Here is a 26,183-nt window from a genome sequence, read left to right on the forward strand (position 1 = left end):
CAGTCCCCGGCTACCCGTTCCGACTAGACCGGATTCAATACGAGGGTGAGGCTGCCCGCCACGCTGGACGAGATCGCGACGTCTCCCCGGAGGTTCCGGTAATTGTCGCCGGTGCCGCCGATTATTGCTCCGGTGGTGGCAACGGTGGTTGGTCCGGGCGTCAGCAGGCTGCTGTCGGCGACTTCCTGGGTCGCGATGTCCCCATCGCGCAGTCGCAGGTAGATCGAGCACAACAAGGTCGTCCTGTTTCGATTCGTCTCGACCACGGTGCACTGCTGGTACAGGTTGCCCACGCGCTGGTTCGCGGCGTTGAAGAGGTTGGCGTTGGCCACGCCGACACCGCCGAGCGTGAAGGGCAGCGGCGGTAGCTGGCTCCTGAAGTCCCGTGCCGTGTAGGTCGTTCCCGCAGGTGGCGCAGTGGCTTGCCCGGGTGTCGCCGAGGCCGCGGCCCCGGTCGGCGACAGCAGGCCGCAGGTGATGAGCGCGACCAGGGCTGCCATGGATCTGCTACTGGTCATATCAATTCCCTTGTTCGACGGACATCGACGAGGACGATATGCGCAGTGGGCTGATTCCGGAGACGTGGGGAAACGTACGTCCGGTCGGCGATTGCGCATTGTTCCGGATTTCTGCACAACGTGCCCGTGCCGGTGCAGATTAGATACCCGCCCGGGTTCGGATCGCTACGGCTGTTCGTGTGAGCCGTTACCTGTGAATTGTGGTGGCGGGGAGATGACCGGATGTCCGGTCGGCCGCGGTGCTGGCCCCCGCACCCGAGGGCGGTCCGACCGCGTGGGGAGCCTAGGATCGAGGTCACTCCTGGTGGTGGATTTCGCCAGCTCAAGTGCTCGTGACGGACGGCAAGAGGGTCACCCGTGTTGACGATGCAGGACGCGCTGCTCGCGTTGCAGAAGTACTGGACCGACCGGGGCTGCATGGTCGTGCAGCCGTTCAACACCGAGGTCGGGGCCGGTACGGCCAACCCTGCGACCACGCTGCGGGTGCTGGGTCCGGAGCCGTGGCACGTGGGCTACGTGGAGCCCAGTGTGCGCCCGGACGACGCGCGCTACGGGGAGAACCCGAACCGGCTGCAGATGCACACCCAGTTCCAGGTGATCCTCAAGCCGGACCCGGGCAACCCGCAGGAGCTGTACCTGGGCAGCCTGGAGGCGCTCGGGGTGGACATCCACGCCCACGACATCCGGTTCGTGGAGGACAACTGGGCGCAGCCCGCGCTGGGCTCCTGGGGCCTGGGCTGGGAGGTGTGGCTGGACGGACTGGAGATCACCCAGTTCACCTACTTCCAGCAGGTCGGCGGCATGACCCTGGACCCGGTCTCGGTGGAGATCACCTACGGGGTCGAGCGCATCCTGATGGCCCTGCAGGGCGTGTCCCACTTCAAGGACATCGCCTACGCCCCGGGAATCACCTACGGCGAGGTGTTCGGCCAGTCCGAGTACGAGATGAGCCGGTACTACCTCGACGACGCCGACATCGAGGCCAACAAGCTGCTGTTCGACACCTACGCCGCCGAGGCCCGCCGGATGATCGAGACCCGGCTGCCGGTGCCCGCGTACGTGTACGTGCTCAAGTGCAGCCACGCCTTCAACGTGCTCGACGCGCGCGGTGCGATCAGCACCACCGAGCGGGCCAAGGCGTTCGCGCAGATGCGCACGCTGACCAGGCAGGCCGCCCAGCTCTGGACCGAGCGCCGCGAGGAACTGGGCCACCAGCTCGGCGTTGCCCAGCCGCCCGCCGCCGCCGTGCTGCCCGCGCAACTGCCGGTGGTCGACACCGCCGCCACCCTGCTGTTCGAGATCGGCGTCGAGGAGATGCCGCACGCCGAGGTCAGCCGCAGTGCCGAGGCGGTGCGCGAGGCCCTCGCCGGCAAGCTGGCCGCCACCCGGCTCGGGCACGGCGAGGTCAGCGTGCACGCCACCCCGCGCCGCATCGTCCTGGTCGTGGACCAGGTGCAGCCGCGTGAGCCCGACGCCGAGCGCACCGTGCGCGGTCCGCGCGTCACCGCCGCCTTCGACGCCGAGGGCGTGCCGACCAAGGCCGCGCAGGGTTTCGCGCGCGGCCAGGGCGTCGACCCCGCCGAGCTGCTGCGCATCGAGGTGGACGGCGTGCAGCACGTCGGCGTGGTGAAGACCGATGTGGGCCGCGGCGCCGTCGAGGTGCTCAGCGAGCTGCTCGCCCAGCTGGTCGGCGAACTGCGCGCCGAGAAGAACATGCGCTGGTGCGACGCGGGGCTGTCGTTCACCCGCCCGGTGCGCTGGCTGGTCGCCCTGCTCGGCGAGACCGTCGTGCCGGTGGCTGTGTCCTCGCTGTCCAGCGGCCGGGTCACCCGCGTGTACCGCACCGCGCAGGCCCCCGAGGTGCAGGTGCCCTCCGCCGACGGCTACCTGGAGTTCCTCGCCGGGCACGGCATCGTCGCCGACGCCGCCCAGCGCCGCGAGCAGATCATCGCCGCGGCCACCGAGCTGGCCGCGGGCGTGGACGGCACCGTGGACTTCGCGGCCGAGTCGGCCCTGCTGGACGAGGTCACCAACCTGGTCGAGCGGCCGACGGCGATCCTCGGCGGGTTCGCCGCCGACTACCTGGAGCTGCCCACGCAGATCCTCACCACCGTCATGCGCAAGCACCAGCGCTACCTGCCGGTCCGCCGCGACGGGCAACTGCTGCCGCACTTCGTCACGGTGGCCAACGGGGACTGCGACCAGGACCTGGTCCGTGCGGGCAACGAGTCCGTGCTGCGCGCCCGCTACGAGGACGCCGCGTTCTTCTGGCGGGCCGACCTGAAGATCAGCCCCGAGCAGCACAAGACGGGCCTGGACAAGCTCACCTTCGAGGAGCGGCTCGGCTCGGTCGCCGACCGGGCGCACCGCATCGCAGGTGTCGCCGCCGAGCTCGCCGACGTGGTGGGCCTGGACGGCGGCGACCGCACCACCCTGGACCGCGCGGGCGCCCTGGCCAAGTTCGACCTGGCCACGAAGATGGTCATCGAGCTGTCCAGCCTGGCGGGCACCATGGCGCGCGAGTACGCCCTGCGCGCGGGCGAGACCCCCGAGGTGGCCCAGGCCCTGGCCGAGATGGAGCAGCCCCGCAGCGCCGGGGACGCGCTGCCCGCCAGCCCGGCGGGTGCCCTGCTCGCCCTGGCCGACCGGCTGGATCTGCTCGCGGGCCTGTTCGCGGTGGGCGCCAACCCGACCGGCTCCTCCGACCCGTTCGGCCTGCGGCGGGCCGCGCTCGGCGTGGTCGGCATCCTGCGGGCCTTCCCCGCGCTCGGCGCCGTCACGCTCAGCCGCGGCCTGGCCGCCGCGGCGCGGCAGGTCACCGAGCAGGGCGTGGAGGTGCCCGACTCGGCGCTGGCCGACGCGCTGGAGTTCAGCGTGCGCCGCTACGAGCAGTCCCTGCTCGACGCCGGCCACGAGCACCGGCTCGTGCAGGCGGTGCTGCCGCTGGCCGAGACCCCGGCCGCTGCCGACACCACTCTCGCCGAGCTGACCCGTCGCGCGCAGGACCCGGAATTCGTCGAGCTGGCCGCCGCCCTCCAGCGGGTGCGCCGCATCGTGCCCGCTGGCACGCACTCCGAGTACGACCCCGGCAAGCTGGTCGAGCCCGCCGAGCTGGCGCTGCACGAGGTGCTGAGCAAGGTCAGTTCCCAGCTGGACGGGGCCACCGGCGGACTGGCCGAGTTCCTGTCCGTGGCCGGGGAACTCGCCGCGCCGGTGAACGCCTTCTTCGAGGCCGTGCTGGTGATGGCCGAGGACGAGCAGCTGCGCCGGGCCCGGCTCGGTCTGCTGGCCACGATCGACTCGCTCGCCGAGGGCGTGCTGGACTGGCGCGCGCTGTAGTCGCTGCCGTGTTGCCGGGGCGAACTGTCCCCGGCAACACGGGATTCGTGCGCCGGTGAGCGGGATTCGTGCGCCGGTGAGCGGGATTCGTGTGCGGCTGGGCGGGATTCGTGCGCTGGTGGGCGGGACTCGCGTGCCCCACGGCGGGACTCGCGGGGATAGGGTCGGGGTGTGACCTCTGTTTCGCTGACCTTGCACGGGGATCCCGACGAGGTGGACGAGCAGGTCCGCCTGCTCCGCGAGGAACTGCTGCACCTCGACGTGGACCGGGTGGAGTTCGCCGCCGACCCGGAAGGGGCACCGGCGGGCACCCGGGCGGTGGACCCGGCGGGCATCGACACGGTGATCGTCGCGGTGACCGGGTCCCCCGTGCTGATCCAGTTGGGCCGCGTGCTGCGGGACTGGGTGCGGCGCGGCAGCACGCGGCGGATCACCGTGCGCGAGGGCAAGCGCTCCCTGGAGATCATCGGCGCCAACGACGCGGACAACGCCAAGGTGATCGAGGCGTTCTTCCGCGCCGCCGGCGAGGACTGAGCTACTGGGGCTGCACCGGGGGCGGTGCGACCCCGGTCATCTGCGCGAGCGGGATGTCGAAGCGCTCACTGCGGATGCGCTGGTCGTGGTAGAGCAGCACGTTCACCGAGATCACGAACGGGGTGGTCAGCGCGACCACCACGGCGCCCACGATCGCGCTGGCGATCAGCACCGACGGGTTCATCGCCTGCTGCATGAGCACTGCGGGGTCGGGGTTCATCCGCGCGGAGATCGAGGTGGTCATGGTGAGCGCCTGGATCGCGCTCACCGGCAGCTGGGCGACGTAGCCCACCGCGCCCGCGATCAGGTTGGCCAGCACGAGGACGCCGAACACCCGCCACCACTGCCCGCGCACCAGCCAGCGGGAGCGCGACAGGGCGCGACCGATCGGCTGCGGCTCCAGCAGCAGGGCGGTCGGCGCGAACACGAAGGTCACGTACAGCCAGGCCCACAGGCCGAAGCCGAGCAGGGCGAACAGGAACACGAACGCGATGCCGCCCAGGTTGTGTGTGGAGGCGGCGAGCAGCACGCCGATCCCGGTGGGCACGACGAAGGCCAGTGACTGCATCAGGCCGATCACCACGAGCAGGCCGATCAGCGGCAGGTAGCGCGGGCCCGCGGCCTTGAGCGCCTCCGGCAGGCTCAGCTTCTGACCGAGCACGGCCCGGCAGGCGGTCACGGTCAGCACGCCGAGCAGCAGCAGGTTGAACACCGCGGCCAGGCCGAGCGAGAGCCCCATCTTGCCGAGGAAGGACAACAGGAAGCTGCCCAGCTGCTCGGCGACCCGCGCGCTGTCCGCGCGGCTGTTGCCGGTGGGCGCGAACTTCGGGAAGTCCGTGGCGAAGCTGAGCAGGATCGGGATCTGCGCGGCCTGCAGGACCACGCCGACCACGAGCGGCACCAGGAACATGACCTGCCAGTTGCCGCGGATCGTGGCCACGGCGCCGCCGAGGATGTCACTGACGCTCAGCGGGCGCAGCGGGATGGTGCCCGGCTTGGCCGCCTGCTGGTGCTGCCAGCCCGGCTCCGGCGCCTGGTAGAACTGGAACGGCTGCGGTTCGGTCACCGCTGATCTCCCTCGTCTGAGCAGTCGAACCACATCGTGCCACGTGGTACCGGACGGGCCGCGGCGATCACCCCGGCTGTGACCGTGGCGATGCGATCGGCCATGCCGCCGGGGTCGGGCTGGCCGGTGTCCAGCCAGGCGAGCACCGCCTCGATCACCGCCACCGGCAGGAACCCGGCCGCCCAGCGGGCCCACAGCGGGTCGCTGATCTCCCCGGCCACCGCGGTCAGCGCCACCTCGGACATGCGGGTGCGCGCCTGCTCGGTCCGTTCGCGGAACTCCGGTTCGCGCACGGCGTGCCGGAACAGCAGCCGGAACCCGTCCGGGTCCTCGCCCGCGGCACGCAGCAGGCCGCGCAGGCTGTCCATGGTGTACTCGGGGGAGTAGGTGGCCTCCCGCAGCCGCTCGCCGACGCGTTCCAGCGCGCTCAGGTAGAGCTCCGCCTTGCTGTCGAAGTGCCGGTACACGATCATCCGGCTGATCCCGGCCTCCCGTGCCACGTCGTCCAGGCTGGTGCCCGCGAACCCGGTTCTGGCGAAGGCCCTGGTCGCCGCGCTGAGGATCTGCTCCCTGCGCTGTGCCCTTGGCAGGCGCGCCCCGTGCGGCTCGGTCATGGGTACGTCCTATCAGGCTTATCATGTTGACACGGGTGAGTATATTCGTGCGTATACAAATCGGGGTTCACCTCCAGGGGGTAGTCATGACCGACCTTCCGTCCCTGCCGTTCGCCACCACGGGCGTGCTCGACCTGCCACCGGAGTTGTTGCGGTTGCAGGACAACGCGCCGATCAGCCGGGTGCGCACCATGGCCGGCGACGAGGCCTGGCTGGTCAGCAGGTACGAGGACGTCAAGGCCCTGTTCGCCGACGAACGGCTGGGGCGCTCGCATCCGCGACCCGAGAAAGCGGCCAAGGTCACCAACTCGGCGATCCTGGGCGGGGCCAGCGGGGACTACGACACCGAGGACCACGACCACGCCGCGATGCGGGCGATGCTGGTGCCCGCCTTCTCCCCGCGCCGGATGCGCGCGATGCGCCCGCTGATCGAGCGCCTGGTCGAGGACCTGCTCGACGCCATGCAGGCCAAGCAACCGCCGGTGGACCTGCACACCGAACTGGCCGAGCCGCTGCCCGTGCTGGTGATCTGCGAACTGCTCGGTGTGCCCTACGCCGACCGGGCCGAGTTCCGCGCGCTGTCCGATGCCGCTGCCGACACCGTCAACGCCCAGTCCTCGGCCACCGCCTGGCAGGGGCTCGTCGAGTACATGGCCGGGCTGATCGCGGGCAAGCGCACCCAGCCCGGTGACGACCTGCTCTCCGACCTGATCGCCGCGCACGGGGACAAGGTCGCCGACAGGGACCTGGCCGCTCTCGGCGCCGGGCTGCTGTTCGCCGGGCACGAGACCACCCTGGTGCGCATCGACTTCGGCACCGTGCTGCTGCTGAGTAACCCTGACCAGCGTGAGGCCGCACTGCGCGGGGACTCGGAGCTGGCGGCCACCGTGGAGGAGGTGCTGCGCCGCAGCAGCAACGGTGTCGGTGGCCTGCCCCGGTACGCCCGCGAGGACATCCAGGTCGGTGACGTGACCATCGCGGCGGGCGAGGCAGTGCTGCTCAGCATCGGTGGCGCCAACCACGACGCACAGGCGTTCCCCGAGCCCACCCGCTTCGACGCGGGCCGGGCGAGCAACCAGCACCTGGCCTTCGGGCACGGGGCGCGCTACTGCATCGGTGCGAGCCTGGCTCGCATTGAGCTGCAGGTGGTGTTCGCCGCACTGCTGCGCCGGTTCCCCACCCTGCGGCTGGCCGTGCCGGTGGACCAACTGGAGCTGCGCACCGGCAGGCTCGGCGGCGGGCTGGTCTCGGTACCGGTCGCCTGGTGAGGCGGTATCGGCCGATCGGCTGATACCCGGGCCGGATAACGGCCGTCAGGCTGAGGTGACCTCACCTGGGCCGCCGCGAAGCTGGGCGCCGTGGACATCCTGGCTCCCCGCCGCGCGGCGGCCCCCGCGGTGCAGCGCGATGACCACTTGCAAGTGCTGGCCGTGGTCCTGCTGTGGCAGGTGGCGATGACCCTGTGCGGTGCGTTGCTCGACCCCGGCACCGGCCGGTCCGCCGCGGCCAACTGGCTGGTCGACGGGCTGCTCGGCCACACCTTCCGCGGGGACTCGGAGTGGTTCAACCGCATCCTGACCCAGGGCTACCAGGGCGATCCGCGGATCTCGGCGTTCTACCCGTTGTTCCCGCTGTGCGTGGACCTGGTGCGCCTGCTGGGCCTGGGGCAGGTCGACGCGCTCGGTGCGGCCTGGCTGCTGAACACGGTGGCGACCTGGCTCGCGGTGCTCGCCCTGCTGCGGATCGCCCGCGGGTTCTGCACCCAGCCCGCCACCCCGTGGCTGGTGGTGGCCGGTCTGCTGACCGTGCCGGGTGCGTTCTTCCTGCACATGTTCTCCAGCGAGGCGCTGTTCGTGGCCCTGGGCTTCTGGGCCTACCTGTTCGCCCTGCGCGGGCAGTGGGCGCGGATGGCGCTGTGCCTGATCCCGCTCACCGCCTGTCGGCTGACCGCGGTCCTGTTCGTGGTCCTGTGCTTCCTGGAGTTCTGGCGTGCGTGCGGGTGGCGGCCCCGTGCCCTGTTGAGTCGGCGGCTGCTGTGGTTCCCGGTGAGCTTCCTGGGATTCGCCGGATACGCCGCTTGGCTCGCGCTGTCCACAGGGGACGCCCTGGGCATGGTGGGCCGCCAGCTCGGCTCCGCGTGGGAGGTGTTCGCTGCCGGGCACTGGCAGGGCTTCGGCGAGGAGGTGGTGCCCCTGGCCGGGCTGGTGCTGCTGGCCGTCGCCTCGGTGTACCTGATCAGTGCGCTGGGCAGCGCCGGTGTGCCGCTCGCCGTGTTCGGCCTCGCCTCCTTCGTTGTGGTCGCGGTGAACAGCGACGTGGTGTCGGTGCACCGCGACCTGGTGCCCTGCCTGGGCATGTACGTGGCGCTGGGGGTGTTGTGGGAGCGCAGGCCCTCCTGGCGCCCGGCCACCGTCGCCGCGCTGATGTTGGGTGCCTCGGTGCAGATCAGTGTGTTGTGCACGATCGTCGCCGGTTCCTGGGCGGGCTGAAAACCGCTGGCACGGCGGCATGCTCGTTGTTACCGTGCCCACCCATGTGTTCCTGCATGTTCGCTGCGTACTACGTGCGGCTCCGCTGCGCGTAGCGGCGGACTGACCTCCTCTCGTACCAGCTCCGCCGCATCTCGGTCCTGTGCCGGTGCGGCCTGTTCGCGCTGCCCGGCTCCGACGATTCCTTGCGGAGCACAGCCATGCCTTCCTCCTTCCCGGGTGGACCTCACGAACTCGGCCAGAACTTCCTCGTCGACCGGTCGGTGATCGGCGCGATCGAGGCGCTGGTCGCCACCACCACCGGACCGATCGTGGAGATCGGCCCCGGAGACGGTGCCCTCACCCTGCCGCTGAGCCGCTCGGGGCGTGCCCTGACCGCGGTCGAACTCGACCCGAGGCGCGCGCGACGCCTCGGTCGGCGTGTACCGGAGCACGTCACCGTGCTCACCGAGGACGTGTTGCGGTACCGGTTTCCGCGCCACCAGCACGTGGTCGTGGGCAACCTGCCCTTCCACCTCACCACCGCCGTGCTCAAACGGCTGCTCGCCGCCGAGCACTGGCAGTCCGCGATCCTGTTGGTGCAGTGGGAGGTCGCCCGCCGACGTGCCGGTGTGGGCGGGGCGAGCCTGCTGACCGCCAGCTGGTGGCCCTGGTACGAGTTCGCGCTGCACCAACGGGTTCCGGCTCGCGCGTTCCGGCCTGAGCCCTCAGTGGACGGTGGCCTGCTCACCATGACCCGGCGTCCCACCTCGCTCGTGGCCGACCGCGCGCCGTACCAGGAGTTCGTGCGGGCCGTGTTCACCGGGCGAGGTCGCGGTCTGCATGAGGTCCTGGCCAGGACAGGACGGGTCGAGCGCCGTGCCCTGCGGGACTGGCTGCGCGCGGAGCACCTGCCGCCGCAGGCCCTGCCCAGGGACCTCACCGCTGCCCAGTGGGCCGGGCTGTGGCGGATCAGCGGTGGGCCAGTGCGGCCCGCACGATCTCCAGCGCCTCCTCCGGGGACAGGCCCAGTTCCAGTGCCTTGCTCGCGTACACCTGGGCGGCCTGCTCGGCGCGCGCCCGGCCGCGGTCGCCCGCCGGGCTGACGAAGGTGCCCGCCCTGCCCTCGGTGCGGACCAGCCCCGCTTCCTCCAGTTCCCGGTACGCCCTGGCCACGGTGTTCACGGCCAGCCCGAGGTCGGCGGCGAGCTTGCGCACCGTGGGCAGGCGGGTGCCCACGGCCAGTACGCGGTCGGTGATCTGGGCCGCCAGCTGGGACCGCACCTGTTCGTAGGGCGGCACGGGTGAGGTGGTGTCGAGTCGGATCATCGCTGGGGGACCGTACCCCGTGTCCGCCAGCTGATCGCGGCCGCGCCCGTGAGCAGGAGCAGCAGTGCCGACCAGGCGAGCAGCGGCATCAGGTTCGCCGAGTTCACCGCGGCGACCGCGGCGATCAGCAGCGGGTAGGGGAACGCGGCCATGCGCAGGTCCTCGGTCCGGAACAGGTCGTCAGCGCGTAACGACCCCGCGTCCACCGCTATCGCGGGGCGCCGGGTCACGTCCACTCCCACCGCCACGCTCAGCGCGCCGAGCGCGAGCACGGCGATCAGCAGCACCACGCCCAGCGACCGGTCGGCGGCGGTGGGCGCGAACACCGCGGCCAGCACCCCGAGCACCACACCGAGCGGATAGGTGGCCAGCCAGCAGGCCACGCTCCACCGGCCGAGCACCGCGGACACGCTCACCGCGGTCTCGCGGGCAACGCGCTGGTCCAGGCCGCGCGCGATGCGCCGCTCGGCAAGGCGCTGCACGATCAGCGCCAGCCACGCGGGCAGCGCGAGCCCGGCCGTGAGCAGTGCCATCCAGATGACATCGTCCGGTTCGGATCGACCGGGCACCCGCAACAGGACGTAGACGATCAGGACCGCGGAGAACACCGCGAGCGAGGCGTTCTGCGTCCACTGGCGCACCCGCAGCCTGCTCGCCAGCAGTTCGGGCGGGCCAAGGTCCCCGTCTCCGTACCTGTTCCGGAACTGCTTGGCGTATCCCATGGTGACCCCCGTTTGTGTCATGCACTGTGTCGCCAATCTAAGACAAAGCGTGGTACAAAGTCAAGGTGAACCGGCCCGGCACCCGGGCCGTGTCAGGGGAGGCAAGTCCACCGACAGTGAGGCCACAGACGATGTCGAAGCGCACGAGGACGCTGTTCAGCCTGGTCATGGCCGCCGGTCTGGTGGTGGGGGCCGGTACCGCCGCGCGGGCGGGCACCCCACCGCGGGACACCGGTGCGGTCTACCTGGCCGCCGAGCTCAGCGGCGCCAACGAGGTCCCCGCCGCGGCGAAGCGGGGACGCGGCGTGGCGGTGCTGCGCGTGCAGGGCGACCAGGTCTCCTACGCGATCCAGTGGACCGGCGTCACCGCGCCCACCGCGGGCCACGTGCACCTGGGCGCCAAGGGGGTCAACGGGGCGGTGGAGGTGCCGTTCTTCGGTGCGGGCATCCCCAGCGGGGTGACCGCCGTGCTCGGCCACGTCACCGTGCCGGACAAGGCGCTGCTGACCTCGCTGCGCACCGATCCCGCGGGCCACTACGCGAACCTGCACACCGCGGAGTTCCCGAGTGGGGCGCTGCGGGGCCAGTTCCGCAGGCTGGAGCACCCCGTGGACCTCGCCAAGGTGCTGCGCGTGGGATCGATCGCCGCGCAGGGCGGCGGGGACCAGGAACTGGCCGGGGGCGATCCGGACGGCGGGGCCACCGCGCAGTTCGACGCCGAGGGCGGCGCGGTCCGCTACTCGCTGACCTGGTCGGGCGTCGGGCAGCCCACCAAGGGGCACATCCACAAGGGTGGCCCAGGGGTCGACGGTGGCGTGGTGGTCGACCTGTTCGCCGCGCCCAACGGCTTACCCGGCTCGATCACCGGGCTGGCGGGCTCGGTGACCGGCGTGCCCGAGGCCATCGCGCACGGCATCGAGAACTCGCCCGAGCAGTACTACGTGAACCTGCACAACGCGGAGTTCCCGGGCGGTGCGGTGCGCGGACAGCTCTACGACGTGGACGAGGCCGACTCGGATCTGCCCGGCTTCTGAAAGCACGGGGTCAGGTGCGCGGCCCGGTCACGGCAGTTCCAGCCCGCGCGCGGGGTCCAGTGGGATCTGTCGCAGCACCAGGCGGCTGCGCAGTTCGCGTACCCCGTGCTCGCGCTTGAGCTGGTCGATCAGGTCCTCGAACTCGGCGGTGTCCACACAGGCCATGCGCAACTGGTAGTCGTACTCCCCGGTGACGTGCGCCGCGGAGAAGATCTGCGGGAAGCCCAGCAGCCCGCGCTCGAACTCGGCCCCGGACACCCCGTCGCGCAGGCGCACATCGCTGAGCATCACCAGCGGGCGGCCCAGCGCGGCGAAGTCCAGGTCCGCCCGGTAGCCGCGGATCACGCCCTCGCGGGCCATCCGCCGTACCCGGTCGGCCGCGGCGTTCGAGCTCAGCCGCACCGACCGGCCCAGGTCCTGGTAGGTGATCCGGCCCTCGTGCAGCAGCACGGTGAGGATCTCCCGGTCCACCGCGTCAAGATTCACGGTCATTCCGGCACTCTACTGCGATTAGCGCAGCCGCAAGCGCTTGCCTGCTGAGAATTCCGCGCCACTCTCGGCGGCTTCGTTGAGAGGGTCGAGGTCATGGGTTCGTTGCTGCTGAAGTTCCTGCTGACCCCCACCCTGATCGTGCTCGCCTCACTCGTGCAGCGTCGCTGGGGCCTGGTCGGCCTGCCGCTCACCTCCGCCCCGCTGCTGCTCGCGCTCACCCTGGACGAGGGCCCCGAGTTCGCAGTGCGCACGGCCACCGCCACCCTGGGCGGCCAACTGTGCGTGGCCGCGTTCTGCCTCGGCTACGCCCGCACCGGGGCCCGCCACGGTTGGCCGCTCGCGCTGGGCGTGGCCTGCTGCTGCTTCGCGATCACCGCGCTCGCCCTGCACCTGGTGGAACTGCCGCTCGTCCTGCTCGTGGCCCTGGTTCCGCTCGGTCTGTCCACGGCGCTGCTCGCCTGGCCGCTGGTGCCCGCCGACGAGACCCTGCCCACCGGCCCTGCCTGGGAACTGGTCGCCAGGGTGCTGGTGGCCGTCAGCTTCCTGCTGCTGATCACGGAGTCGGCGGCGCTGCTGGGTTCGCGTGTCGCCGGGCTGATCGCGCCGTTCCCCGTCTTCGTCAGCCTGCTCACGATCTGCACGCACCGGGGCGTCGGACCCAGCGCCGCGCTCGGTGTGCTGCGCGCCGCGGTCACCTCGGCGTTCTCCGGGGCGGTGTTCTTCCTCACGGTGCTGCTCGCCTTGCCCGCACTCGGCACGGCCTGGGCCTTCGGGCTCGCGCTGGTCGTGACGGTGCTCGCTCACCTGCTGGTCGGGCCATTCACCAGTGGATCGAAAGCGGCTGGTTCATGTATTGGACGCATGACCCGGCCGGAACTAGCTTCCCGTTCATGACCACGTCCGACCAGGCGCATCGACGTGGCAGCCCGGAATTCCGGCGGATCGCACTCGCCCTGTTCGCCGCCGGGCTCGCCACGTTCATGGTGCTCTACTGCACCCAACCCCTGCTCCCGCTGTTCGCCCAGGACTACCGGCTGACCCCGGCCGAGGCCAGCCTCGCCGTGTCGGTGTGCACCGGCACGCTGGCACTGGCGATCCTGCCGCTCAGCTCGCTGTCCGAGGCATGGGGCCGGATCCCGGTGATGACGGCCTCCCTGTTCTGCTCCGCGGCGCTGCAACTCGTGGTGGCGCTGAGCCCCTCGTTCCCCGTGCTACTGGTGGCACGCGGCCTGCAGGGCATCGCGCTGGCCGGGCTGCCCGCGGTGGCCATGGCCTATCTCTCCGAGGAGGTGCACCGAGGCTCGCTCGGTTTCGCCATGGGCCTCTACGTCGGGGGCAACAGCATCGGCGGCATGGGCGGCCGGGTGATCACCGGGCTGGTCACCGATGTCGCGGGCTGGCGCTGGGCGCTGGCCACCGTCGGACTGGTCTCCCTGGGCTGCGCGGTGCTGTTCCGGCTGGCGGTCCCCGCCTCGGGCAACTTCCGGCGTGCGCCGCTGCGACTGGGCGCGCTGGCCCGTGGCGTGGCGGGCAGTGTCGCCGACTCCGGGCTGCGCAGGCTGTACACCATCGGGTTCCTGCTGATGGCCTGCTTCGTCACGATCTACAACTTCCTCGGCTTCCGACTGCTGGGCGCCCCGTTCTGGCTGTCGCAGGCAGTGGTCGGCCTGATCTCGGTGGCCTACCTGGCGGGCACCGCCTCCTCACCGGCCGCGGGCCGGCTGGTGGATCGCTTCGGGCGGCGCAAGGTGTTCTGGCTGACCACGGTGGTGATGCTCGCCGGGCTCGGGCTGCTGCTGTCGGACAACCTGGTGCTGCTGGTGATCGGCCTGCTCGTGCTCACCGCGGGCTTCTTCGCCGCGCACACCGTGGCCAGCGGCTGGGTCGGTGCGCGGGCGCAGGCCAACCGCGCGCAGGCCTCCGCCGCCTACCTGCTCTGCTACTACCTGGGCAGCAGCGTGGGCGGTTCGGTCGGCGGCCTGGCCTTCAGCGGCGGCGGCTGGCTCGCCGTCACCGGGTTCACCGCGGCGCTGACCCTGGGCTGCCTGGCGATTGGGTTCAGCCTGCGCTCCCTGGTGCCCGCCGCGCCGGTCACCCCGCTGCCGGTGCCCTCGCTCAGCGCAGGTCGCTGAGCAGCTGGCACAGCCGCCGGGTGATGCCCGCGCTGTCGGTCGGGGTGAACACCGTGCCCTGCCCGTGCCGGACCTCGTAGCGGTAGCGGCCCGCGGCCACGTCGAACCAGCCCAGCGGGCCGCCGCCGCGCCAGCCGCGGCCGTCCGGCCTGCCGTGCACCGCGAACCGCCCGACCCGGCTGCGGACCCCGCGCAGCAGGTGCCGGTGGGACCGCGCCGAGACCGGTTCCAGGAAGTCCTCGTGCCCGGCCGACTGGGACACGGTCAGCACCCCGTTGGGGGCGGCCCGGTTGTCCGGGATCGCCGCGACAGCGCGGTCCACCAGGTCCTCGACCGGGATCTGGTCCAGCACGAGCCAGTCCTCCCGCAGCACCGCGTGCACCGCGCGCCCGGCCCCGGCCACCGCACGGGCCGCCAACTGCTCCCCGGAGGACACGTCGAGCAGCGCGATCGTCGACACGGCCAGCTCGCCACCGGCCAGCAGCGCCAGCGAGTCCGCCAGTTCGGGCAGGACCCGTCTTCGCCCGTCCAGCAGTTCGCGCTCGGCCAGCTCGCGCCACACCCGCTCGCGGATCACCGCCCGCTGGGCCAGATCGGCCCCGGCGGACGGGATCTCCAGCGGGAACGGGTGAGCACCCAGCCCGGCCTGCTCCCACAGCAGGTCCACCGCGGTCAGGTGCAGGCGGAACGACTCCACTCAGTCCTCGCCGATCACCGGGGGCGCGGTGCTCGGCACGCCGTCGAACCAGAACTCGTCGTGCTCCTGCTTGAGGAACTGCGCCTGCCGGTGCTCACCATCCTGTTCCCGCTTGGACTTGTCCACCGGCGGCAGCAGTCCGTCCCGTCCCGCCGCACCGCCAGGTCCGGTCGCGGCCCCAGGCCGGGCGGTGGCGCCGGGGCGGCCCGTCACCGAGCCCGGTAAGCCGGTGCCGCCGGGTCGGCCGACCGTACTGCCGGGTCGGCCGGTCGAGCCGCCGCGCAGGCCCGTCGCACCGGGTAGACCGGTCCCGCTGCCGGGCAGGCCCGCCGTGCCGGGCAGTCCGATCGTGGTCGGCAGACCGGTGGATCCTGCGCTCGACGGTGCCGTTGTGCCCGGCAGGCCAGCGGTTCCCGGTGGGACGGGAACCTCGGAGCCTTGCGTATCTGTTGTCGTTACTGGGAATTGGCTCGGCGTTGGCTCCGATAACCTGTCGGGCACGGATTTGCTCGGTGGCTCAGTTGTTCCGCTGGTGGTCACGGTGACCTTGGGCTGGACGGGCTGTGGTTGCGGCACAACAGGTGTCGTTCCGGAATGGTCCACGACGCCCGTGCCCTGCACTGCGGGCTCGGGAGCCCGGAACAGCGGCATGGCCCGTACGCTGTCGCCCAGGCTGGCCTCCATTGTGGACATGACCCGCGCCGCCTCCAGCCGGGCGTTCTGCTTCGCGGTGAAGCGCTGCTCGATGGCCGCCACGGTGGAGCCGATCTCGAACGGGTCCGCCCTCAGCAACTCCCGCAGTGCGTCGGCATTGCTGTACTGCACCACTTCCGGCATGGCGTTCTTCGCCAACTCGGCGGCCTCGCCCTGCATGGCGAACTTGTCGCTCACGTACTTCGCGGCGTGCCCGTTCTCCAGTGCACTGTCAGCCAGTCGCGTGATGGCCGCGCGCGCCCGGTCCGCTGCCTCGCCCTGCCAGTAGTTGGCGCTGGCGGCCACTGCCTTGGCCAGTTCGCCGTGCAGGTCGGTCAACACGACGCCTACCTCGTTGCACACCTGTCCGAAGTGGTGGACCTGCGTCGGGTCCATGTTCTCGGTGACCATGGCCTTGAGGTCTTCGTGCTCGTAGCTGGCGTAGTTCGTCCCCGGCATCGACACCGGGGTGCGCATCGCCAGGTCTCGTTCCCGTTCCGCCCGCCTGCGCGCGAGGTAGGCCTGGGCGCGGAGTGCCGCGTCCACCCGTCGTTGCAGGCCCGGCGCCAGCGGTGATTCCTCGCCGCCCCACCTGGGCAGTTGTGCGTCGGCGTCGAAGTCGGCCTCGACCGCCTCGGCGTATCTGGAGTCCTCGTCCATCAGCCGTTCCCAATCCCCGTCACGGCACCTTCGGTTCCACGATCTTGGCTGTCCGCAGGGCCAGATCGCATGCCTTGGCAGTGTCCACGTTCGCGTTGGCCACCACGTCCACCCGCGAGGAGTCGGTGATCGCCAGGGAGACCACGCAGTTGCCGTCACCGAAGTTGGCCGCGATCTGCCTGGCCTGGTGGCGGCCGACGGTGATCGTGCTGGGACGGCCCTCGCCCACGATGAGCTGCTTGACCCCGCGCTGGTCGTCCAGGCCGAGGTCCAGGGCGTGACTGCCGGGGAAGGACCACTGGCAGATGTGGGCGCCACCGTAGTCCTGGCGTTCGTGGGTCGAACTGCCGAACTGCGCGCTCTCCTGCGCGGTGAGCAGCCCGCACGGGTCGATGCCGGTCAGCTCACGGGCCTTGTCCTGTCCCGCGGGCGGAGGGGCGGTCCTGCCCGGTGTGGCCGCCTCGGCGGCCCCGGGCACGACCTGACTGCACCCGCTCGCCGAGGCCGCGGTCACCGCGATGCCCGCGCACAGTGCGACCAGTTTGCGGCTCATCGTCCACCGGCTCGGTTCAGGTTCTGGGTGCCCTGCTCCTCGGCGGCGCGGTAGGCGGCCATGGCCTTGTCGAGCGCGGGCAGCAGAGCGGACAGCTCACGCTGCAACCCGGTGAGGTAGTCGCGGAAGGACTGCGGCCCGGCGAGCACTTCGTAGTCGTGTCCGGAGACTGTCAGGCCCGCTGGGCTGGTCCCCAGTGGCGGCCGCTGCTGGACCTCCCAGACCTTGCCGTGCTGGCTGTCCAGCTGATCGATCGACTTGGTGATCACGTTTTTCAGCTGTTGTGCCAGCTCGGGGTGCACGGCAAAGCCCCCGCTGATGATGTCGCCAAACCCCTGCTGCGCCACGATGCCCCCGTAGGTCGCTGCTTCAATGTGAAGCTAGCACCGGCCGTAGGGCGCGTGGACCTGCATTTGGGTGAAGCGGCACTTAAGTGCGCAGTCGGGGGAAAAAGTAGTTGTCCCTCAAATCAGGGATTCGAAGTCCTGCGCCGTCCGGGGCTCGCCCAGCGCGGGGCCCTGGCCGCCGTCGGCACCGATCTCCTTCAGCCAGCGCACGTCGTCCACAGTGGACACATTCTCGGCGATGACGGTCAAATCCATCTGGTGTGCAAGGGAAACGAGGTTGGACGCCACGGTCGCCCGGATCGGGTCGCGCTCACCCATGGCAGGTTCGACGATGAGCTTGCCGCTCTTGAGTACGTGCAGCGGCATGCTGTTGACGAATCCGGGGTCACGTCCGTCAAAACCGTCAACGGCGAATCGCACGCCGTGTTCGGCGAGCACCTCCACGTCGTCGGCGTGCGCATCGGATTCGGTGGACAGCGCGTCGGAACCGAACTCCAGTTGCAACAACCGCGCATGAAGTCCCGTTTCGGTGAGTACGCGCAGCACGTTGGGCAGGAAGTCGGGGTCGCGGGCCTGCCGGGTCGGCAGCCGCAGGCTCACCACGGGTGCCCGCTCGCCGAACCGGTCCTGCCAGGCCCTGGCCTGCTGGCACACCTGCCACAGGGTCCACTCGGCAAGGCGCACCACCACCCCGGTGCGCTCGGCCATCGGCAGGAACTCGGCGGGCCGCAGCGTGCCGAACTCGGGGTGCTCCCAGCGCAGTTGCGCCTCGACGAACAGCAGCCGGTCACCGGACAGCGTGTAGACGGGCTGGTACTGGAGCACGAACTCCTCGTTGTCCAGTGCGATGGGCAGGGTGAGCGTCAGTTGCAGGTCCGAGCGGTCCTGCTCGCAGCGCTGCTCGTCGAACAGCTCCCACTGCGCCTTGCCGCCCTGCTTGGCCCAGTGCAGCGCCATGGTGGCATCGCGCAGCAGCTGGGAGGGCAGTTCCGAGCCCACGGCGCGTTCCACGATGCCCGCGCTGGCGTGCACCGACAGCCGGTGCCCCAGCACGGTGACCGGCTCGCTGATCAGCCGCAGCGCCTGGTCCACCACCGGGGTCACCGTCCTGGTCCCCTCGGACTCGGGCACCAGCAGGGCGAACTCGTCCCCACCCAGCCGCGCGGCGAGCATGCCGTTGTCCTCGGCGTGGTACTTCAGCTTGGTGCCGATCTTGAGCAGCACCTCGTCGCCGATCTCGGGGCCCAGCCCGTCGGTGATGGCGCCGAAGCCGTCCATGCCGAACACGCACAGCGCCACCCGCGAGGGGTGGTCCACCTTGCCCAGCAGGCTGTCCAGCTTCGCCATGAACGCGGTCCTGGTCGGCAGCCCGGTCAGCGGGTCGTGCATGCCCAGCGTGGCCATCGCCTGGTTGGCGAAGTACAGCTCGGTGGCGTCCTCCACCATCGCGACCTGGTAGGTGGGCACGCCCTCGGCGTTGCGGATCGCGGAGATGGTGACGTTGGCCCAGAGCACCTCCCCCTCCTTGGTCAGCAACCGCTGGCGTACCCGGAAGCTGGCGAACTCGCCCCGGTACAGCCGGTCGTAGCGCATCAGCAGGTCGGGGATGTCGTCCGGGTGCACGATGTCCGGGCCGGTCAGCCTGCCCAGCTCCTCGCGGGTGTAGCCGAGCAGGTTCTGCAGCGCCTGGTTGGACTCCAGGATGTTGGCGTCGAAGTCCCCGATCGACAGCCCCATCGCGGCCGAGTCGAACACCGCGAGGAAGCGCGCCTCGCTCTCCTGCAAGCGCCGCTGGGCCACGTCGGTGGCCATCCACATGGCCTGCTTGATGACCTCCTGCTCGTCGAAGGTCCGCTCGCGCAGCGCCTCGGAGTAGCCGGAACTGAGCGTGCCCAGCACGCGCAGCACCCGGTCGGTGTCCCCGTCGGGCCTGATCAGCCAGCTGCCCAGCAGTTGCAGGGTCCTGCCCAGGGCCTCGGGGGCGGTGAAGTGCGCGCCGACCAGCGCCGCGCCGACGGCCGCGGCGGGCTCGGGGCCGAACGGGTCGCCCCGCAGGGTCCGCCACAGCGCCTCGGCCTGGTCGTACAGGAAGTCCTCGATCTCGCGGCGCGACATCGGTACGTAGCTGGTGTCGATGATCGCCGCGGCCCACTGCTGGGCGAACGTGCGCAGCTGGTCCTCCACGGCACCGGTCATCGGCGCCGTGACCAGAGCCGGAGCGCGGGCATGCGGGTACGGCGCGCGCCGCAGGGACGTCCTCGCACAGCCACCTCGCTCCGAGCCGGTGTTCCCCCCGATCAGTCTAGTGAGTCCGGCCGCTCGGTCCGCGCGCGACCACGCCGAAGGGGGATCAGGACTTGCGTGCGACCAGCCCGTAGACCACCTCGGGCCCGTCCGGCGGGCGCGCCTCGGGCGGGCCGTCCGGCCGCCACTGCTGGGTGAACACCAGGCCGGGCGGCACCGGTTCGAAGCCCTCCGCCAGGCGCAGGACCTGCGCCGCGTCCCGCGGGTACACCTCGTCCACGCTGGAGCGCACGATGTCCGTGGCGGTGAACACGCCCTCGGTCACGCCCTCCAGCGTCGGGTGGGACAGGGCCAGGTAGCTGCCGGGGGCCAGCGCCTGGCGGTAGCGGGCGATCAGGGCCGCGGGGTGCTCCTGGTCCGGCACGAAGTGCAGCAGCAGGAACATCAGCAGCGCGACCGGCTGCCCGAAGTCGATCAGCTTGGTGGTCTTCGGCGAGCGCAGCACCGAGTCGGGGCTGCGGAAGTCGGCGAGGAAGGCGCAGGAGCGGTCGTTGTCGCGCAGCAGCAGCTCACCGTGCGCGATGGCGATGGGGTCGTGGTCCACGTACACCACCCGGCACTCCCGGTCGGCCCGCTGCGCGATCTCGTGCACGTTGCCCGCGGTGGGCACCCCGGAGCCGATGTCGATGAACTGCCGCACACCCTGGCTGACCAGGTAGGTCACCGTCCGGCGCAGGAAGGCCCGGTTGTCCTGCGCGATCCTGCGCGCCTCGGGCAGCACGGACATGATCTCCTTGGCCACCGTCCGGTCGGCGGCGGAATTGCACGCCCCGCCCAGCAGGTAATCGTAGATACGAGCCGCGCTCGGCTTCTCCAGGTCTATGTACTTGGGTGCCCAACTCGGTCGATCTAGCACGATCACCTCGTTGCCTGGTGTCGATGGTGCGGTGGGGTCAGCCCAGATCCGCGACGAGACCGTAGACCGCCACCTCGGGGCTGTCGACGAGATCCTCCGGTGATTCCGGACGCCAATGCGGAACGTACACCACACCGGGCTCCACCGGTTCGAAACCCGCGATGATCTGCCCGATCTCGGATTTCGTGCGCAGGGTCAGCGGAACCGCGTTCGCCGCGTAGATGCGGGCCACTTCGTGAATACCGCCGGAAACGCCCTCGGCGGTGGCGTGCGAGAGCGCGAGCTGGCTGCCCGGCGGCAGCGCGTCCCGGTAGCGGGCCAGCAGCGCGGCGGGACCGGCGCTGTCGGGCACGTAGTGCAGCACCGCGCACAGCAGCAGCCCGATCGGCCTGCTGAAGTCCAGTTCGCGCACCGCGGGCGCGGTGAGCACCGTGTAGGGCTGCCGGAAGTCGGCGTGCACGACCTCCGCGCCGACCTGCCCGTCCACCACCAGCCGCGTGCTGGCCACCACGATCGGCTCCTGGTCCACGTAGACCACCCGGCTGCCGGGGCCGAACCGCCGCGCCGTCTCGTGCACGCTGCCCGCGGTGGGCGCCCCGGCGCCGATGTCGATGAACTGGCGTACCCCGCGCTCGGCCATGTACCGCACGGACCTGCGCAGGAAGGCGCGGTTCGCCCTGGCCACGTGCCGGGCCTGCGGCATCGCGTCGAGCAGCTGCTGGGCCAGCACCCGGTCGACCGCGGAGTGGCACGCGCCGCCGAGCAGGTAGTCGTAGATCCGGGCCGCATTGGGCCTTTCCTGATCCACGTGGTGCGGGGCCCAGCTGTGGTGGTCGAGCACAACACACCTCGGTGGTCGGTGGTTGCCGGTGGGGTGGTGCCCGGCAGAGTGTAGTGATCTTTTGAATCACGTCTACCTACCAGCGGGTAATGCAAGGCGGCTCGCGCGGCGCGATTTCCGGGCCCCGCGGAAAATGCGTCTGATCGGGTGAATTTCGCGCTGGACTACTGGTCGAGCTTCCGGGCTATCTCGCGCAATGCCGTCATCTGCACCCGGCCGGGCAACTGGCTGGCCGCCGCTGGGCACACCCAGCGCTGGTCGCGGATCAGCGCCAGTTCGCGCGGTTCCTGGTCGCCGATCACGGGCGCCGGGCCGCACGCGGAGCGCGCGAGGTAGAACCGTTCCTCACCGCAGTAGCGCGTGCCGTTCCAGTAGGAATCGCGCTGGGCCAGCACATAGCGGTCCAGCACGCAGGACTCGGGCAGGCCGGTCTCCTGGTGCAGTTCCCGGCGTGCCGCGGCCAAGGGGGACTCCTCGGGCCCGATGCCACCGCCGGGCAGGTCCCAGGCCCGCGTGCCGTCGGCGGGGTCCTGCCTGCCCAGCAGCAGCACGCGGCCGTGCATGTCCAGGCACACCACGCGCACCGTGGGGCGCACGTTCGTGTGCACCACCGGCACGCGTGCCAGCAGCCACACCCCGAAGGCCAGCAGCGCCACGGTCACACCCAGCTGCCACCAGGACGCGGCGGGGGCGAGCGCGGCGTGCAGTGCGTGCAGCAGCGCCAGCGGCCAGACGCTGCCCACGTGCCAGCGCAGGGCGGTCAGGGCGAAGCCGAAGGCGAGGTCGGTCAGCACCTGGCCGGAGGCTCGGCCGTCCCAGGAGCGCACCAGCAGGTCGGCGCACTCGAAGATCAGCACCACGCCGAGGGTGCCTCGCCACGGCCCGAACCGGCGCAGGGTGAACTGGCCCGTGCCCCGGCTGACCAGCTCCGCACTGAGCCCGACGGCCAGCGCGGCGGCGCCCGTGCCACCGGCACCGCCGGACACCAGGCACAGCGCCAGCACGGGCAGTGCCAGCAGCCACCGGGCGTCGGGCCTGCCGCCGACCAGCCCGCTCTCCCGCCACCACCCGCACGCGGCCGCGACGCCGAGCGGGACACCGGCCGCCAGCAGGGCGGCGAGCGCCAGGCGGAGTTGGCCGGGCAGGCCCGCCGCGGCCAGCGCGGACTCGGCCGCCACGAACACCAGCTGCCAGGCCAGCGCCGAGCCGATCGCGAACAGCCAGGGCTGTTCCACCGCCCACCGCTTCAGGTGGCCTGACGCCGTTGTCATCGGCACACCATAGCCAGCGACCCCTGCCGGAGACAGGATCACTCGTTCGGATCAGCGGTGCCCGACCTCGCCCGCTACCGGTACCGGCAATTGCGGAACTGTGACGGTCCGATAAGCGTGGTGCGGTCGGCCGAGGATCGGCTACGAAATCGAGGAGGGCTCACTTCGTGTCGACTGCGGTGCGGGCGTGGTCAGCAGCGCGGCGACCAGGCCGATCGACACCCCAGCGGTCACGGAGACGAGCACCCGGTCCAGGTCGATCGGCAGGGCCACCACGCTCGTGGAACTCCACCACACCGCGGAATCCCGTAGCAGGGCGACCGCACCCGAGCCGATCGCCGCCAGCGCGGCGAACCAGCGGCCGTTGCGGCGGTCGGTGGCCAGCAGCACCACGGCCACCACGCCGAGCAGACCGGCGGCGATCGCGGGCAGGTAGTCGTGCGTGAGCACGGTGCGGCCGTCCTCGGCGTTGCGCCCGGCGAGCATCGCCGCACCGTGCCACGCGCTGGACACGACCAGTACCGCGGTGGGCAGCACGAGCAGCCGTTCCCGGCGGGCGAAGGCCAGCAGCCAGGTGCCGATGGCCAGCGCGAGGGCGATGAACACCCAGGCCACCGGCGAGGGGCCGGGGATCCAGCGCAGTTCGCCGCGGATCTCGTAGTGCCTGCCGTCGTACTCCAGGCCGACCTGCCAGGCGCGGATCAGGTGCTCGTGGTCGGGGTCGGACACGGCCGCCGCGGGCAGTTGCGCGTCACCCCAGTGCGCGAAGTGGTTGTGCCACTGCACAACGGGCTCGGTGGACTGCCGCTGCCACTGCGGGGCGGTCGCGGCCGGGTCGGCGGCCTGGCGCGAGTGGTCCTCGCTGATGTCCCCGGCCGGGGTCTCCTCCGGCGGCAGCGCGCTGTTGACCGCCACCCCGTCCGGGCCCACCTGGTAGCGCTGCGCCCCGTCGGTGTCCAGCACCACGAGGTCGATCCGGGTCGGGTTGCGCAGCCACAGGGCCTGGCCGTTCTCCAGCACCCGCACCTCCACCCCGGGCGGCAACTGGCTGGGGATCATCTCGCTGCGCAGGTCGCCCACCCGGTCGGCGGGGGTGTGGCCGGTGTCGTGCGCCGCCGCCTGCGGGGCGAGGGCCAGCATGAGGAGGGCGACCAGCGCCAGTAGCCGGGACACGGGTCAGCCTCCGAGTGGGTTGAAGCCAGCGGGCAGTTCCAGGCGGTGCGCGCTCATGAACCCGGTGTCGGCCAGGATCTCGCGGATCGGGCCGTCGGCGACCACCTGGCCGTGGTCGAGCACCACCGCGCGCTGGCACAGTTCCAGCGCGTAGGGCAGGTCGTGGGTGACCAGCAGGGTGGTCATGCCCAGCCGCTTCACCAGGTCGGCGAACTCCCTGCGGGCGGCCGGGTCCAGGTTGGAGGAGGGCTCGTCCAGCACCAGGATCTCCGGGTGCATGGCCAGCACCGTGGCCACCGCAGCCCGCCGCCGCTGCCCCAGCGACAGCCGGTGCGGCGGCCGGTCGGCGACCTCGGTCAGCCCCACGTAGGACAGGGCCTCGGCGACACGCTCATCCAGTTCGGCGCCGGACAGCCCCAGGTGCGCGGGCCCGAACGCGACGTCCCGGCCCACGGTGGGCGTGAACAACTGGTCGTCCGGGTCCTGGAAGACCACGCCCACCTTGCGCCGCACCTGCTTGAGCGTCCTCGGGCCCACCGCGGTCCCGCTGATCAGCACCTCGCCGGACTTCGCCGTGAGCACCCCGTTGAGCTGGAGCACCAGGCTGGTCTTGCCCGCCCCGTTCGGCCCCAGCAGGGCGATCCGCTCGCCGCGCCGCACTGTCAGGTCCACATTGGACAGTGCGGCCGTGCCGTCCGGGTAGTCGAAGCTCAGCCCGCGCACCTCGATCGCGGGCACCTCCGCCGAGGCCGCCGCCGAGGGCAGGAACCGGCCCCGCCGCACCTGGAGCTCCGGTGCCGGTGCGGGCGCCGGGGTGCGGATCGCCCTGCGCGGGCGCCGCTTGCCGCGCGCGGGCTCGTCCCCGTGCGGGGTCAGCGAGATCGGCAGCCCGACCTTGTCCTCGTAGCCGGGCAGTTGCACCCGGTACGTGCACAGATCGCAGTTCATCCGCACGTCCCCGTGCAGCGCCTCGCGGTAGCGCTCCAGCACGAGCCGGGCCAGCCTCGGGTCCGGGCCGAGATGTTCGCCCCCGCGCACGGTGATCTCCGGGTGCTCCTGCGCCCACTGCGCGGCCTGCGCCATGATGCGCGGCACGAGCAGGCCGGTGAACAGGAAGAACGGGCTGACCACGATGGTCGTGGCGCCCAGCCTGCGGCAGCGCTCCATCGCCTCGGCCACGTTCGGCCTGGCCACCCCGGCGAAGCCCGGTTCGATCATGCCCAGCCCGCGGTTGTCGGCCAGCAGGCGGCCCACCTTCCACAGGTCCGAGCAGGCGTCCGGGTCCGAGGAGCCGCGGCCGATCAGCGCCACGCCCAGGGTCTCCGGGTCGGTGTCACCGGCCGCGGCGCGGATGCGCTCCTCGGCAACGGACAGCACGGTCGGCTCGATGCCCAGGTCCCTGGCGAGGCGGAAGCGCACGCCGGGGTGGCGCAGCCGCGCGCGGGCCATGGACGCGGGTCCGTCGTTCTTGAGGTGACCCGCCGCCAGCAGCACCAGCGGCACGACGACCACCTCGCTGGCGCCCGCCGCCACGACCTTGTCGATCGCCTCGTCCACCCCCGGTTCGGCCAGTTCCACGAAGCCGCAGCCGATGACCAGGTCCGGGGCACTGGCCCTGACCACCTCGGCCAGCGCCCAGTACTCCTCCACCCCGTCGGCGTCCCGGCTGCCGTGCCCGAGCAGCACCAGTGCCGGGGCCGTCACCGCGTCACCCACCCGGTCAGCGCCAGCGCCCCGTAGACCAGCGGCACCGCCAGCGCGACGGTCCACGCCCGCGCACCGGCCGCCGACCCGGTCAACACCGTTGGCAGCGCGCCGTTGTAGCCCCGTGAGGCCATCGCCAGGTACACGCGCTCACCGCGTTCGAAGGCGCGCACGAACAGGGCGCCGACGCAGGCCGCCGTGTCGCGGGCCTGCCACAGCCAGCGCGGGTCCCCGCCGCGGCAGGCCCGTGCCGTGCGCAGCCGTGCCAGCTCGGTGTTGAGCACTTCCACGTAGCGCACCATGAACGAGGCCACTGCGGTGAAGACCCGCGGCACGCGCAGCCGCTCCAGGCCAGTGATGATCTCGGCGAGCGGGGTGGTCGCGGCCAGCACACCCGTTGCCAGCAAACCGAAACTGGCCTTGAGCACGATCGAGGCCGCCGACTCCAGGCCGTCGACGGACAGGTGCACGCCAAGCAGCTCGACGGTCGGGCCGGTGGCCAACAGGGGCAGCAGCACCACGAAGAACACGAACGGGATCTCCACAACGAGGCGTCGCAACAGGGTTGTCGCGGGAACCTGGGCGATGGCCGCCGCGAGGGCCAGCACCGCCGCGTAGCCCAGGTACGGCCAGAACACCTGTTTCGGCGTGCACGCGACGAAGAGCACGCACAGCGCGGTCGCGGCGACCTTGCACTGCGGGGCCGCGCGGTGCAGCGGGGTGTCGGCCGGGATCAGCAGATCCGCGCCGGGATTGTGGGCGGCCCCACTCATCGCCGCACCTCGCTGGCGCTCGGTGCAGCGCTTCGCGCAGGCCCGGTGCCCAATGGTTCGCTC

At 71.5% G+C, this 26,183-nt stretch carries 24 protein-coding genes and 1 pseudogene; 8 read left to right on the forward strand and 17 right to left on the reverse strand.

Annotated features, from left to right (window positions below; all coding sequences use genetic code 11):
- Positions 1-23: 23 nt before the first annotated feature.
- The gene (locus KALB_RS07065) at positions 24-500 is read right to left on the reverse strand and encodes a hypothetical protein (protein ID WP_025355023.1); all 477 of its coding nucleotides are present in this window, start codon (positions 498-500) and stop codon (positions 24-26) included.
- 384 nt (positions 501-884) lie between these two features.
- On the opposite strand from KALB_RS07065, the gene KALB_RS07070 reads away from it, so the two are divergent.
- Together KALB_RS07070 and KALB_RS07075 are read left to right on the forward strand one after the other, a co-directional pair.
- The gene (locus KALB_RS07070; RefSeq protein WP_042221786.1) at positions 885-3,857 is read left to right on the forward strand and encodes a glycine--tRNA ligase; all 2,973 of its coding nucleotides are present in this window, start codon (positions 885-887) and stop codon (positions 3,855-3,857) included.
- A 171-nt stretch (positions 3,858-4,028) separates the two neighbouring features.
- Complete coding sequence (locus KALB_RS07075) at positions 4,029-4,391, forward strand: effector-associated constant component EACC1 (protein WP_025355025.1); 363 nt, start codon at positions 4,029-4,031, stop codon at positions 4,389-4,391.
- Position 4,392: 1 nt separating this feature from the next.
- Here KALB_RS07075 and KALB_RS07080 read toward each other — a convergent pair whose 3' ends face one another.
- Together KALB_RS07080 and KALB_RS07085 are read right to left on the reverse strand one after the other, a co-directional pair.
- The gene (locus tag KALB_RS07080) at positions 4,393-5,457 is read right to left on the reverse strand and encodes a DUF7847 domain-containing protein (protein WP_025355026.1); all 1,065 of its coding nucleotides are present in this window, start codon (positions 5,455-5,457) and stop codon (positions 4,393-4,395) included.
- Positions 5,454-6,071 (reverse strand): TetR/AcrR family transcriptional regulator, encoded by a 618-nt coding sequence (locus tag KALB_RS07085; protein WP_025355027.1) that lies wholly within the window; start codon positions 6,069-6,071, stop codon positions 5,454-5,456. Before KALB_RS07085 ends, KALB_RS07080 begins: the two co-directional genes overlap by 4 nt.
- Positions 6,072-6,157: 86 nt before the next feature.
- Between KALB_RS07085 and KALB_RS07090 the strand changes: the two genes are divergently transcribed.
- From KALB_RS07090 to erm, 3 genes are all read left to right on the forward strand, one after another.
- A complete protein-coding gene (locus KALB_RS07090; RefSeq protein WP_025355028.1) occupies positions 6,158-7,339 on the forward strand; it encodes a cytochrome P450 in 1,182 nt (393 codons plus the stop codon).
- Between the two features lie 90 nt (positions 7,340-7,429).
- Positions 7,430-8,560 carry a hypothetical protein gene (locus tag KALB_RS07095; RefSeq protein ID WP_025355029.1) on the forward strand — a complete coding sequence of 377 codons (1,131 nt, stop codon included), beginning with the start codon at positions 7,430-7,432 and terminating at the stop codon, positions 8,558-8,560.
- A 200-nt stretch (positions 8,561-8,760) separates the two neighbouring features.
- The gene (erm, locus tag KALB_RS44795) at positions 8,761-9,645 is read left to right on the forward strand and encodes a 23S ribosomal RNA methyltransferase Erm (protein WP_025355030.1); all 885 of its coding nucleotides are present in this window, start codon (positions 8,761-8,763) and stop codon (positions 9,643-9,645) included.
- 10 nt (positions 9,646-9,655) lie between these two features.
- On the opposite strand, the pseudogene KALB_RS50035 reads toward erm, so the two are convergent.
- Together KALB_RS50035 and KALB_RS07105 are read right to left on the reverse strand one after the other, a co-directional pair.
- Positions 9,656-9,868: pseudogene (locus KALB_RS50035) on the reverse strand (GntR family transcriptional regulator); the annotation flags it as partial.
- On the reverse strand, positions 9,865-10,611 hold the full coding sequence (locus tag KALB_RS07105; protein ID WP_148309381.1) for a hypothetical protein: 747 nt from the start codon (positions 10,609-10,611) through the stop codon (positions 9,865-9,867). The gene KALB_RS07105 and the pseudogene KALB_RS50035, both read right to left, overlap by 4 nt.
- Before the next feature lie 110 nt (positions 10,612-10,721).
- Between KALB_RS07105 and KALB_RS07110 the strand changes: the two genes are divergently transcribed.
- On the forward strand, positions 10,722-11,624 hold the full coding sequence (locus KALB_RS07110; RefSeq protein ID WP_025355033.1) for a CHRD domain-containing protein: 903 nt from the start codon (positions 10,722-10,724) through the stop codon (positions 11,622-11,624).
- A 27-nt stretch (positions 11,625-11,651) separates the two neighbouring features.
- Here the strand turns inward: KALB_RS07110 and KALB_RS07115 are convergent, their stop codons facing one another.
- The gene (locus KALB_RS07115; protein ID WP_030108257.1) at positions 11,652-12,116 is read right to left on the reverse strand and encodes an Lrp/AsnC family transcriptional regulator; all 465 of its coding nucleotides are present in this window, start codon (positions 12,114-12,116) and stop codon (positions 11,652-11,654) included.
- 93 nt (positions 12,117-12,209) lie between these two features.
- On the opposite strand from KALB_RS07115, the gene KALB_RS46330 reads away from it, so the two are divergent.
- Both KALB_RS46330 and KALB_RS07125 read left to right on the forward strand, forming a co-directional pair.
- Positions 12,210-13,010, forward strand: a complete 801-nt coding sequence (locus KALB_RS46330; RefSeq protein ID WP_030108256.1) for a hypothetical protein — start codon at positions 12,210-12,212, stop codon at positions 13,008-13,010.
- Positions 13,007-14,248 carry an MFS transporter gene (locus KALB_RS07125; RefSeq protein ID WP_052360435.1) on the forward strand — a complete coding sequence of 414 codons (1,242 nt, stop codon included), beginning with the start codon at positions 13,007-13,009 and terminating at the stop codon, positions 14,246-14,248. The genes KALB_RS46330 and KALB_RS07125 overlap by 4 nt, the downstream gene beginning before the upstream one ends.
- Here the strand turns inward: KALB_RS07125 and KALB_RS43700 are convergent.
- From KALB_RS43700 to cbiQ, 11 genes are all read right to left on the reverse strand, one after another.
- Entirely contained in the window at positions 14,232-14,945 is a 714-nt protein-coding gene (locus tag KALB_RS43700; protein WP_025355035.1) for an ESX secretion-associated protein EspG, read from the reverse strand. The genes KALB_RS07125 and KALB_RS43700 overlap by 17 nt on opposite strands.
- Positions 14,946-16,298, reverse strand: a complete 1,353-nt coding sequence (locus KALB_RS07135; protein ID WP_025355036.1) for a hypothetical protein — start codon at positions 16,296-16,298, stop codon at positions 14,946-14,948.
- 19 nt (positions 16,299-16,317) lie between these two features.
- Positions 16,318-16,851, reverse strand: a complete 534-nt coding sequence (locus KALB_RS43705; RefSeq protein ID WP_025355037.1) for a DUF3558 family protein — start codon at positions 16,849-16,851, stop codon at positions 16,318-16,320.
- Positions 16,848-17,198 (reverse strand): hypothetical protein, encoded by a 351-nt coding sequence (locus KALB_RS07145; protein ID WP_025355038.1) that lies wholly within the window; start codon positions 17,196-17,198, stop codon positions 16,848-16,850. The genes KALB_RS43705 and KALB_RS07145 overlap by 4 nt, the downstream gene beginning before the upstream one ends.
- A 117-nt stretch (positions 17,199-17,315) precedes the next feature.
- The gene (locus tag KALB_RS07150) at positions 17,316-19,394 is read right to left on the reverse strand and encodes a putative bifunctional diguanylate cyclase/phosphodiesterase (protein WP_025355039.1); all 2,079 of its coding nucleotides are present in this window, start codon (positions 19,392-19,394) and stop codon (positions 17,316-17,318) included.
- Positions 19,395-19,548: 154 nt separating this feature from the next.
- On the reverse strand, positions 19,549-20,358 hold the full coding sequence (locus tag KALB_RS07155; RefSeq protein WP_025355040.1) for an SAM-dependent methyltransferase: 810 nt from the start codon (positions 20,356-20,358) through the stop codon (positions 19,549-19,551).
- A gap of 37 nt (positions 20,359-20,395) precedes the next feature.
- Positions 20,396-21,199, reverse strand: a complete 804-nt coding sequence (locus KALB_RS07160) for an SAM-dependent methyltransferase (protein ID WP_025355041.1) — start codon at positions 21,197-21,199, stop codon at positions 20,396-20,398.
- A 164-nt stretch (positions 21,200-21,363) separates the two neighbouring features.
- Positions 21,364-22,470 carry an NUDIX domain-containing protein gene (locus KALB_RS43710; protein ID WP_148309382.1) on the reverse strand — a complete coding sequence of 369 codons (1,107 nt, stop codon included), beginning with the start codon at positions 22,468-22,470 and terminating at the stop codon, positions 21,364-21,366.
- 141 nt (positions 22,471-22,611) lie between these two features.
- Complete coding sequence (locus KALB_RS43715; protein ID WP_025355043.1) at positions 22,612-23,643, reverse strand: hypothetical protein; 1,032 nt, start codon at positions 23,641-23,643, stop codon at positions 22,612-22,614.
- Between the two features lie 3 nt (positions 23,644-23,646).
- A complete protein-coding gene (locus tag KALB_RS50075) occupies positions 23,647-25,347 on the reverse strand; it encodes a CbiX/SirB N-terminal domain-containing protein (protein ID WP_158510724.1) in 1,701 nt (566 codons plus the stop codon).
- Complete coding sequence (cbiQ, locus tag KALB_RS07180; protein ID WP_025355045.1) at positions 25,344-26,120, reverse strand: cobalt ECF transporter T component CbiQ; 777 nt, start codon at positions 26,118-26,120, stop codon at positions 25,344-25,346. The genes KALB_RS50075 and cbiQ overlap by 4 nt, the downstream gene beginning before the upstream one ends.
- Positions 26,121-26,183 lie beyond the last annotated feature (63 nt).

The organism is Kutzneria viridogrisea DSM 43870 (genome assembly GCF_000525635.1).
Lineage (GTDB): Bacteria > Actinomycetota > Actinomycetes > Mycobacteriales > Pseudonocardiaceae > Kutzneria > Kutzneria viridogrisea.